This is a genomic window from Actinoplanes sp. NPDC026619, assembly GCF_040638295.1.
Classification (GTDB): Bacteria; Actinomycetota; Actinomycetes; order Mycobacteriales; family Micromonosporaceae; genus Actinoplanes.
This window is the reverse complement of the sequence record NZ_JBEZYA010000007.1, coordinates 375,458-385,820: the sequence shown is the minus strand read 5'-3', so window position 1 is coordinate 385,820 and position 10,363 is coordinate 375,458. Positions and strand designations below refer to the sequence as shown.

Sequence of the window (10,363 nt, the reverse complement as noted above, 5' to 3'; positions counted from 1 at the left end):
CTGCGGCAGCGCGGGCTGCCGATCGCCCAGGCCCACCTGCGGCACCTGTCGCCGCTGCCGGCCAATCTCGGCGAGGTCCTCAAGGCGTACGACAAGGTCGTCATCCCGGAGATGAACCTGGGCCAGCTCGCCCACGTGATCCGGGCGAGGTTCCTGGTCGACGCGGTTCCGTTCAACCAGGTCAGCGGCCTGCCCTTCACCGCCGCGACGCTGGAAAGCATGCTCGAGGACGTGGTCAAGAATGGCTAGCCCCACGGTGGAACTGAAGCTGACCGCCAAGGACTTCAAGTCCGACCAGGAGGTCCGCTGGTGCCCCGGCTGCGGTGACTACTCGATCCTCGCGGCCATGCAGCGCTTCATGCCCGAGCTGGGCATCCCGCGCGACAAGACCGTCTTCATCTCGGGCATCGGCTGCTCGTCGCGATTCCCGTATTACATGAACACGTACGGCATGCACTCGATCCACGGGCGCGCCCCGGCGATCGCGACCGGCCTGTCCGCCTCCCGCCCCGACCTGAGCGTCTGGGTGGTCACCGGCGACGGCGACGCGCTCTCGATCGGCGGCAACCACCTGATCCACGCCCTGCGACGCAACGTCAACCTGAAGATCCTGCTGTTCAACAACCGGATCTACGGCCTGACCAAGGGTCAATACTCGCCGACGTCCGAGATCGGCAAGGTCACCAAGTCGACCCCGGTCGGCTCGGCCGACGCGCCGTTCAACCCGCTGTCGCTGGCGCTCGGCGCCGAGGCCACCTTCGTGGCCCGCACGATCGACTCGGACGCCAAGCACCTGCAGTCGGTGCTCCGGGCCGCCGCCCAGCACGAGGGCAGCGCGTTCGTCGAGATCTACCAGAACTGCAACATCTTCAACGACGGCGCCTTCGAGCTGATCAAGGATTCGTCCACCCGCGACGACCACCTGATCCGCCTGGAGCAGGACCAGCCGATCACCTTCGGCGCGCAGGGTCAGTTCTCCGTGGTGCACCCGGCGGGCAGCTTCGGCCTGCAGGTGCAGGAGGGCGGCGAGGCGCTCGTCCACGACGCCACGGTCGAAGACCCGGCGTACGCGTTCGCCCTGACCCGCCTGTCCGGCTCGGACCTGAGCACGACCCCGATCGGCGTGTTCCGCAACGTCAAGCGCCCGACCTACGACCAGCTCATCCAGAAGCAGCTGGAAGACGCGAAGGCGCAGACGACCGGCACTCCGGACGAGATGCTCGACCAGCTCCTGAACGCCGCCGACACCTGGACGATCATGTAACTCAGGCCGGCACGCTGGGGGTGTTCTCGTCGGCGCGGATGTAGACCAGCATGTCGCCGGTCTCGATGGTCACGATCTGCTCGCCGCCCAGCGGAAGCACCTTGCCGCGGCGGATCAGGGCGACCACCAGGGTCTGCAGCGCGCGGGGGTTCTGGCCGACCTCGTTGCGCTCCGCGCTTCGCATGGCCAGCGCCATTCCCTGGCCGGGGGTCAGCAGGTCTTCCACCACGTCGATCAGCGGCGGGGCCGTCGTGGTGAGGCCGAGCAGCCGGCCGGCGGTGGCCGACGAGACGATCACGTGGTGGGCGCCGCTCTGCTTGAGCAGCGCGGCGTTCTCCTGTTCGCGGACCGCGGCGATGATGCGCACCTGGCCGGCCGTGAGCTGGCGGACGGTCAGGCTGATCAGGACCGAGGCCTCGTCGCTGTCGGTGGCGATGATGACAGCCTTGCAGTTCTTGACGTCGGCCTCGTTGAGCACCGACGAGCGGGTGGCGTTGCCCTCGACCGTGGCCAGACCGTTCGACGTGGCCTGGCGGACACCCTCCGGACGGCTCTCCACCACGACGATCCGGTTCTTGTCCCAGCCGTTCTCCAGCAGCGCGGCGACCGCGGCCCGGCCCTTCGTGCCGTAACCGCAGACGATGACGTGGTCCTTCAACTTTCGCCTCCACCGGCCTACGCGCAGGCTGTTGCGGTATTGATCGGTCAGGACCTCGAGGGTCGTGCCGACCAGGATGATCAGGAAGAGCACCCGTGCCGGGGTGATCAGCAGGACGTTCATCAGCCGGGCACCCGGGGTGACCGGGGTGATGTCGCCGTAGCCGGTCGTGGAGAGCGTCACGACCGCGTAGTAGAAGCAGTCGAGGACGCTGAGGCCGTCCCCGTTGATGTCCCGGTACCCGCCGCGGTCGATCCAGATGATCAGGACGGTGAACAGGACGAGCCCGACGGCCAACGCCACCCGGACGGCGAGCGCGCGCAGGGGGCCCTGTCGGACCAGGGGCAGATGGATCATTTCTCGTCCCGCACACGCACACCATAGCGGCCGGGTGCAGGGCCGCCCCCCAGGACATCACATAAACGATCGTTTAGGAATACTCGCAGGTAGGTTGCCGCGTACGCCGGTAAACCCGATCGACAACCTTGTATGCGGATAGTGACCGATCGAACACTGCCGGTATGGTCCGACGCATCGTTCTCGCCTTGGTCCTCATCCTCGGCGCTCTCCTCGTCCCGGCCGCCGCCCACGCCGCCACCGCCGACAAGCTGACCGTCCTGTCCGACTGGACTCAGCCCGCGGCGAGCAGCTACAACGCCTGGAATTCCGCCCGGCTCAACCGGGACCCGTGGAAGTCGTACAGCTTCGACTGGTCCACCGACTACTGCTCGGCCAGCCCGGACAAGCCGCTCGGCTTCGACTTCACCATCTCGTGCTGGCATCACGACTTCGGCTACCGCAACTACAAGGACGCCGGCGCCTTCCCGGCCAACAAGGCGCGCCTCGACGACATGCTCTACGCCGACCTGCAGCGGGTCTGCGCCACCTACAGCGTCTTCGTGCGGCCGGCCTGCTACAGCCTCGCCTGGACGTACTACCAGGCCGTCCACGCGTTCGGCTCGCTGGCCTTCGTCAAGAAGAGCGACATCAAACGGGCCGAGACGCTGATCAAATAGTCACCTGGGCAAAGCGGGCCGCGCCGTCCTCGAGGTCCGGGTGCTCAACGGCCAGAGCCATCGCCACTATCCGATCAAAACCGAGACCGACCCCCTCGGCGTACGCGGCGTCGAACGCCGCGTCGCCGAGGGAGGTCCGCAGCCACAGCTGCTGCGCCGACCAGAAGCTCCCGAACAATGCCGTACGCCGTGCGCCGCGCGCCGCCTCGGCCCCGCCGAACAGCACCGCGGCGTTGGCCGCGTCACCGCCCTGCGCACAACGGACCGCGATCGCCGCAACCGCGTCCGCCGCCGCACCCCGGAACCCGTGCCGCAGCCTCGACCGCAACGCCACCACCAGATGGTCGTGCGCCGCCACCAGGTCGCGGCGGCGCAACGCCACCACCCCGAGCAGCCAGTCGACGGTGCGCCGCCCGCGGTCCTCGGGGCAGCCAGCCTCCCACTGGCGGGCCCCGCCCAGCAGGTCGGCCGCCTCGTCCAGCGCCTCCCGCTTGCAGAGCAGCTCGGCCAGGGTGACCACGGCCGGCAGCGCCGCCTCGCCCGCCCCGGACTGCTCGGCCCGCACGATCAGGTCACGGCAGAACCGCTCGGCCCCGTCGTAGTCCCGGTTCTCCAGCAACGTCAGCCGGTGACCGGCCGACGCCCGTACCAACAAAGCCTGATCCCCGGACGTACGGGCGATGTGCTCGGCCCGGTCGAGGAACCGCGTCCGCTCGTCCCGCTCGTCGGCGAGGCCGGCGTGCACCAGATAGGCGGCCGCCAGCTCGGCCGGCTCGACCTCCACCTCGTCGAGCCGGCGGTAGAGCCGGAACAGCAGATCGCGACCCTCCCGGGCGCCACCGTGCTCGCGCCACCACGGATCGAGCGCGGCCGCCAGGCGCAAGCCCGCGGAGACACTGCCCTCGCCGGCCGCCCAGCGCAACGCCGCCCGCCACTCGGCCACGAACGGCGCGAGCTCCGACAACGAGGTCGTCCGCGGCTGGCCGTCGGTGTCGATCGCGGCCGCGTCCAGCGCGTGCAGCGACCAGGCGACATGACGGTCGCGGACGGCATGCTCGTCGCCGGCCATCGTCAGTTGCCGGGTCGCGTATGCCCGGACCTGCTCCGACATCCGGTAACGCGGGCCGGGCACGACCTCGATCAGCGACTTCTCGGTGAGCTCGGCCAGCGAGCCGAGACCGTCCGGGCCACACCACTCCACGGTCGGCAGCTCGACCGGCCCGGCGAAGACCGACAGCCGGCGCAGCAACCCGGCGGCCCGCACGCTGAGCGTCCGATACGACCAGTCCAGGCTGGCCGTGATGCTGTCGTTCCGCTCGCCCGACTCCCCCGACACCGGGTCCAGTGCGGCGATCGGGTCATCGAGCCGGGCCGCGAGCTGCCCCGCCGTGAACAACCTCAACCGACCGGCCGCCAACTCTGCGGCAAGCGGCGAACCCTCCAACCGCGACGCCACCCAGGCCAGATCGGCGCCCTCCTCAACCGGCGCCGGCCGCCCCCCGCGCGCCGCCGCGGCCCGCTCGCTGAGCAGCGTGAACACGTCCGACGGCGACATCGGCGGAATCCGCCACACCACCTCGCCGTGCACCCCCAGCGGCTCCCGGCCGGTCACCAGCACATCCATCTGCGGGCACGCGGCCAGCAGCATCCGCACCAGGCCCGCGCAGGCAGCCGGCGCCGCGTCGCACGTCTGCAGAAGCAACAGCATCCGCCGATCGGCGCACTGCTCCAGCAGCGTCTCCAACATCGGGCGGCCCGGTTCGGCGCGCAGCCCGAGAGCCGCGGCCAGCGCGGGGGCCAGGCCGGTCGCCGCGCTCACCGCATCAACCGTCCAAACCCCTTGCGGGTACGTCGTGAGCAGCTGCTCGCCCACCGCGAGCGAGAGTCGCGTCTTGCCGGCGCCACCGGGCCCGGCGACCGTCACGATCCGGTGCCGGGTCAACAGGTCGGCCAGCTCCGCGACCTCCGGGCGGCGGCCGACGAACGAGGTCAGCGCGGCCGGCAGGTTGTGCCGGGCACCGCCCTGAGCGCGCGGGCTCGGGAAGTCGCGATCGAGCCCGGCCGCGACCACCTGGAAGAGGCGCTCGTCGTCGTCGAAACCCCGCAGCCGGTGCGGGCCGAGGTCGAGCAGATCCACCCCGGTCAGCTCGCTGGTCCGGGCCGGCAGGGTCGCCACCGTGCCGAACGGGACCGGAACACCGTCGGTGAGGATGGACAGAGCGGTCGCGCCCGAACACAGGATTTGACCACCGTGCGCAGCCGACGCCACCCGGGCCGCCCGATGCACCTCGAGGCTCGCGTACTCGCCGCCGACCGGCCGGGCCCAGCCGGTGTGCATCCCCATCCGCACCCGGGGCATGGCGTCGCGGCCCGGCCATTCGTGTGCGGACAGTCGCCGCTGAGCCTCCACACAGGCCGACAGCGCGGCGCTCGCATCCTGGAACGCCACGAAGAAAGAATCACCCTCGGTGAAGAGCTCAACACCGCCGAAGTTACTCAGCGCAGCGCGTAACACCGAACGATGCGCGCCGAGGATTGAGCCGTAGTCGTCACCGAGCATCCGGGCCAACCGCGTCGAGCCCTCGATGTCGGTGAACATAAAGGTCACCAGCCCACTCGGCAGCTCGGTCCGTCCCGACACGGTAAACCTCCGCCTCCTCCGGGAAGTCGTGTCTCATGCTGCCGTATCACTGTGTCACCGTGCATCGTAGAAACGGACGGTGACGATCTACACGCCATGGCCGACCCCGAATGATGGACACCCGTTCGCAAGTCATCGACGCTGCTATGCACTACGCGTCACGTAACGAAATGGATCGAGCCAAGTCACGCCGCAGTTGTCCAGTTCCGGCAGGCCGTTCGGATGTACCCGTTGGGGGCCCCGGATGTCGTCTCTCCAAGTCGCACGGTCACTGCGCAGAGTAATCGTGGGGATGGGGGCGCTTACCGCGGGCGACCGTGGCTCACCCGAATGATCACGCGGTGATGGCGGGTGGGGTTGCTTCTTTGGGGCGGGGCCGGGCTGAGCGGCGCACTCACGGGCGCGGGGCTGGGCTTAGCGCGTCACTCATTTGGGCGCGGGGCTGGGCTGGCCGGTCCACCCACAGGGCGCGGGGCCGGGCTGGGCGGTCCACCCACCGGGCGCGGGGCTGGACTGGGCGGTCCACCCACCGGGCGCGGGGCCGGGCTGGGCGGTCCACCCACCGGGCGCGGGGCCGGGCTGGGCGGTCCACCCACCGGGCGCGGGGCCGGGCTGGGCGGTCCACCCACCGGGCGCGGGGCCGGGCTGGGCGGTCCACCCACGGGGCGCGGGCTGGGCTGGGTGCACACGGCTGCTGAGCTGAATGGCTTCGCTGCGCTCAGCGGGCGATTGCCCCTGGGGAGTTGATGAGGAGGCAGCCGATTTCCTGGCACCGCACACCCCGCGGCGACAGAAAATCGACTGCCTCCTCATCAACGGGGCAATCGCAGTAGTTCCGTGAGTCGGGGCCTCTGGAAAACGTAGATACCAGGGGCGGCCCAAGACCTCTGGGGCAGTTCCCTGCGTCGGGGGCGCCGTCGAACGTCGGCACCAGGCCTGGGGGCGTTTGCTTAGTTGGGGTGCTGGCGACGGCGGGTCGGGGTGCCTCGTTTGGTGGGGCGGGTGGCTCGCGGTTTTGGGGTTGGGTTAGCAGCCGCATGCGCCTCCGCAGCAGCCGCCGCCCGCGCCTGGCTGGGGGGTGAGGGAAGGGGTGGTGGCTCCTCGGGTGGTTACTGCGACTGTGGAGAGGAGCTTTACTGTGTCGCTGTGGCCCTGGGGGCAGGTTGTGGGGGTGGAGGCTTCGCTCATGGGGCGGCTTACCTCGTAGGTGTCGCCGCAGGCGCGGCAGCGGAAGTCGTAACGCGGCATTGGCACAGCGTAGGCCCCCGGTATGACACCAACTAACCCTGCGGACGGGGCTATCCGATGGTGATTCGGGCGGGTCTATGGGGCCTCTTGCTATGAGCCATCGGCAGGTATGGTCGGGCCGTGGCGAACGGGCGGGAGAAATCGGTGGATAAAGCTGAGCTGCGTGCGGCCGCGCCGCATCAGGGCGGGCCACTGGGCAGCTCCGGCGCGGCCCCCGATCTTGAGTCGGGCGAATCAGCCGAACCGGCGGTGGAGAAGGTAGCGCCGGAGACGGCCGCGTCTGTTCCGGCCTCTACTTCGTCGGTCGGTTCGGATCTCGAGAGTAAGACTGACGGTTTGGCTGGGGTCACCTCGCCCGCGCCGGAGGGTGGTCTCGAAGCGGCGGGCGGGGCCAAGGCAGCTAGCAGCCCCGAGGCGGCTCCCGAATCCGAAGCTGCGAGCGACGCCGAGGCCTCGGGTGACGCCGAGGCTGCGAGCAAACCCAAGCCTGCGGGCGACCCCGAGGCTGCGAACGACGCCGCGGCTGTGAGCGACGCCGAGGCTGCGAACGACGCCAAGACTGCGGGCGGCCCCGAGGCTGTGGGTGACGCCAAGGCTGCGAGCGATGCCACGGCCGCGGGGGCTGCGGCGGCGGGCGACAAGGCAGCGGCTGGCCCTGGGGCGGGGGCTTTGGTGGTGGGGGGGCGGCTTCGGCGGGCTCGGCCTGTGCAAGTTGCTCGGAAGGCGGGGCGCAGCACTTCGGAGTGGGCCAAGCGGCCCAGCGGGCGGCTTGTGCTGCCGGGGGTTATTGCGCTGCTTCTGTTGGGGGCGGCGGGGACGGCTGGGGCTTACCTCGTACCGCAAGCTCTGCAAGCTGCTCCCTCGCCCAGCGCGACGCCCGGATTTCCGCTTGATGGCACCGCCTCGGCCGGGGGTGGTTTTCCGGCTGGGCTGCCGACCGGGTCGGCGCCGGCGGGGGCGTTGCCTTCGGCTACTACCGAGCAGGCTCAGCCGGTGCCGAACGGTGCGCGGCCGGCGGACGCGCTCAACGGGTGGGCGCAGCAGATCGGCACGAAGGTCGGCATTCCGGTGGTGGCGGTGCAGGCTTACGGGTACGCCGAGCTGGTGCTCACCCGGACGCAGCCGGCCTGTCACCTGAGCTGGACCACCATCGCGGCGATCGCTTTTGTCGAGTCGGGGCATGGCAGTGCCAACGGGGCGGTGCTGGGGGTGGACGGTTCGGTGTCGCCGCCGATCTATGGGCTGCCGCTGGACGGCAAGGGCGGGCGGCAGCTGATCGCGGACTCCGACCAGGGAACTCTGGACGGGGACACCACCTATGACCGGGCGGTCGGGCCGCTGCAGTTCATTCCGGCCACGTGGAACAGCTACAAGGTGGACGCCGACAACAACGGCGTGGCCGACCCCAACGACATCGACGATGCGTCACTGACCGCGGCGACCTACCTGTGCCAGGGCGGGCGGGACATGTCCCGGGCGCAGTCGTGGTGGGAGGCGATTCTCTCGTACAACGCGGTTCAGCCGTACGCCCAGAAGGTCTTCGCCGCGGCGAATGACTATGGTCAGCGCAGCCGCTCATAGAAACGCTCCGTGACGGTCCTCGCACATTTCCGTGGCCAGCACTTCCCTGTTGGTCCGGTTAACGGCAAGCTGTACGGGTGAGGGTGCGTGAATGGGATCCCCGGTCAGCGTCGGCCGCGGAGATCCGATCGCTCGTGGAGACGGTGAACACGGTGCTGTCCACCGATCTTCCCGACGATCCACCGTGGCAGGACGTCCAGGTGCGCGACTACCTGGCCGAAACCATGCCCGGCGAACGCCGGATCAGCTGGGTCGCCGAGGATGATCGGCTGCCCGAGGGCGAGAGCGAGATCTTCGCGCACGTCAGCATCCTGCTGCTGGGCGACATCGGTGTGCTCGAAGTGATGGTCAAGCCGTCGCTGCGCCGCCGTGGCCTGGGCCGGGAGCTGGTCGCAATGGCCGCCCGCCGGGCCTATCTGGAGGGTTTCTCGTCGATCGGGGTCGAGGCGATCGGCGGCACCCCGGCCATCGCGTTCTACGAGTCGCTGGGCTTCGAGCGCGAATACGTCGAGACCCGCAGCGTGCTCAACCTGGCCGCGGTCGACTGGCCGTCGCTGCACGAGATGGCCGACGGCATCGCCACCGGCTACCGGGTGGAATACCACCCGGGCGGCCCGCCGGAGGCGCTCCTGGAGGCGTATGCGCAGGCCAAGCTCGAGGCGCAGGACGACGACGAAGACCTCGACCTCGCGCCTCGCTCGTCCGATCCGCAGCGGCTGCGCGACTCGCTGGACACATTGCACAAGCGCGGCCTGAAGCCGTACATCGTGCTGGCCATTCACGAGTCGAGCGGAGTGGTGGCCGGGCTGACCGAGGTGGTGGTGCCGGCCCAGCACCCGGAGCGCGCCGATCAGTACGACACGATCGTCGTGCGAGCGCACCGCGGCTACGGCATCGACCGGGCGATCAAGGCGCGCATGCTGTTCGAGCTGCAGGGAGCCGAGCCGGGCCTGCGCGAGGTGCAGACCTGGAACGCGCACAACAACGAGTCCATGCTCAAGGTCAACGCCGAACTCGGCTACCAGCCCGACCGCGACTGGTTCGAGTACGGCGTCGACGTCGCCCAGCTCGTGCAGAGCTTCGAGTCGGTCGAATAGCTGAGGCGCTGATCAGCGGTAGTCCGGAGCGCGCGGCGGCGGTGGTTCGCCGCGATGTTTTGCCGCCCGAACCTCCCACTGGCTCCGGCGGCGCTGCGCCGTACGCGAACGCTGGTCCCGATAGAACGTTTCCGGCGGTCGCGCCAGCCCGTATTGATCGCCCCACCACTCGCCCGGCTCGGGATCGATGATCGTGTCGAGATGACTCGGATACCGCCGGTCAGCCCCGTCGCGCGCGTCCGCCCAGTCAACCATCGGCTGGATGACCCGACCTTCATCGTTGACCACCGCCAGGCTGAGACCGGCGACCCCGAAGATCCGTTCGAGAACGGCCAAGCTCGGCGCCAGCGAGCCCAACTCGATGCGACCGATCGTCGCGCGGGACACACCAGCCGCCTGCGCCAGCTCGCGTTGGCTGAGACCCGCGATGCGCCGCACCCGACGCACCAGCCCAGGCACGGGAAAACCGGCGGGTTCCGCCGCCGCGGGCTGCTTCGCGAATGACATGTGCCGACTATGGCAGGCCGAGACGACGACCCGCGGCCCTCTGTGGACAACGACTCGGCGCCCTGTGGATAGAAACCCCAGCCGCCAGTAGCTTCCACCGGCCCTTTGCTTTGCGTATCTATACGCGCTGCTTTGCGTACCTATACGCGCCACAGCCGCCTGCCGGGGCCGGAGCGCGTATTAGTGCGCAGAGCAGCGCGTATAGGTGCGCAGAGCAGCGCGTATAGGTACGCAGAGCAGCGCGTATAGGTACGCAGAGCAGCGCGTATAGGTACGCAAAGCAAAGGGGTGGCGGGAGGCGGGGTGGACGCCGGCTTTGCGTGCGACGGTGTTGGTCCTGGGAAGGCGGCG

General features: G+C 69.6%; 8 protein-coding genes and 1 pseudogene. 5 read left to right on the top strand and 4 right to left on the bottom strand.

What is annotated here, in order from left to right:
* Positions 1-249, top strand: a pseudogene (locus tag AB0E90_RS18765) (2-oxoglutarate ferredoxin oxidoreductase subunit alpha); the annotation flags it as partial.
* A complete protein-coding gene (locus AB0E90_RS18760) occupies positions 242-1,264 on the top strand; it encodes a 2-oxoacid:ferredoxin oxidoreductase subunit beta (protein ID WP_360406535.1) in 1,023 nt (340 codons plus the stop codon). The pseudogene AB0E90_RS18765 and the gene AB0E90_RS18760, both read left to right, overlap by 8 nt.
* Position 1,265: 1 nt before the next feature.
* On the opposite strand, the gene AB0E90_RS18755 is transcribed toward AB0E90_RS18760, so the two are convergent.
* Positions 1,266-2,279, bottom strand: a complete 1,014-nt coding sequence (locus tag AB0E90_RS18755; protein ID WP_360406532.1) for an NAD-binding protein — start codon at positions 2,277-2,279, stop codon at positions 1,266-1,268.
* Positions 2,280-2,443: 164 nt separating this feature from the next.
* On the opposite strand from AB0E90_RS18755, the gene AB0E90_RS18750 reads away from it, so the two are divergent.
* Positions 2,444-2,938: a phospholipase gene (locus AB0E90_RS18750; RefSeq protein ID WP_360406529.1), complete on the top strand. Its 495-nt coding sequence runs from the start codon at positions 2,444-2,446 to the stop codon at positions 2,936-2,938.
* Here the strand turns inward: AB0E90_RS18750 and AB0E90_RS18745 are convergent.
* On the bottom strand, positions 2,931-5,579 hold the full coding sequence (locus AB0E90_RS18745; protein ID WP_360406526.1) for an adenylate/guanylate cyclase domain-containing protein: 2,649 nt from the start codon (positions 5,577-5,579) through the stop codon (positions 2,931-2,933). The two genes, AB0E90_RS18750 and AB0E90_RS18745, sit on opposite strands and share 8 nt — an antisense overlap.
* 1,026 nt (positions 5,580-6,605) lie before the next feature.
* Positions 6,606-6,827 carry a zinc ribbon domain-containing protein gene (locus tag AB0E90_RS18740; RefSeq protein WP_360406523.1) on the bottom strand — a complete coding sequence of 74 codons (222 nt, stop codon included), beginning with the start codon at positions 6,825-6,827 and terminating at the stop codon, positions 6,606-6,608.
* A gap of 993 nt (positions 6,828-7,820) precedes the next feature.
* On the opposite strand from AB0E90_RS18740, the gene AB0E90_RS18735 reads away from it, so the two are divergent.
* Both AB0E90_RS18735 and AB0E90_RS18730 read left to right on the top strand, forming a co-directional pair.
* Positions 7,821-8,408: a lytic murein transglycosylase gene (locus AB0E90_RS18735; RefSeq protein ID WP_360406520.1), complete on the top strand. Its 588-nt coding sequence runs from the start codon at positions 7,821-7,823 to the stop codon at positions 8,406-8,408.
* Between the two features lie 77 nt (positions 8,409-8,485).
* Positions 8,486-9,505, top strand: a complete 1,020-nt coding sequence (locus AB0E90_RS18730; RefSeq protein WP_360406517.1) for a GNAT family N-acetyltransferase — start codon at positions 8,486-8,488, stop codon at positions 9,503-9,505.
* 12 nt (positions 9,506-9,517) lie between these two features.
* Here AB0E90_RS18730 and AB0E90_RS18725 read toward each other — a convergent pair whose 3' ends face one another.
* On the bottom strand, positions 9,518-10,012 hold the full coding sequence (locus tag AB0E90_RS18725) for a helix-turn-helix transcriptional regulator (RefSeq protein ID WP_360406515.1): 495 nt from the start codon (positions 10,010-10,012) through the stop codon (positions 9,518-9,520).
* Positions 10,013-10,363: the final 351 nt, after the last annotated feature.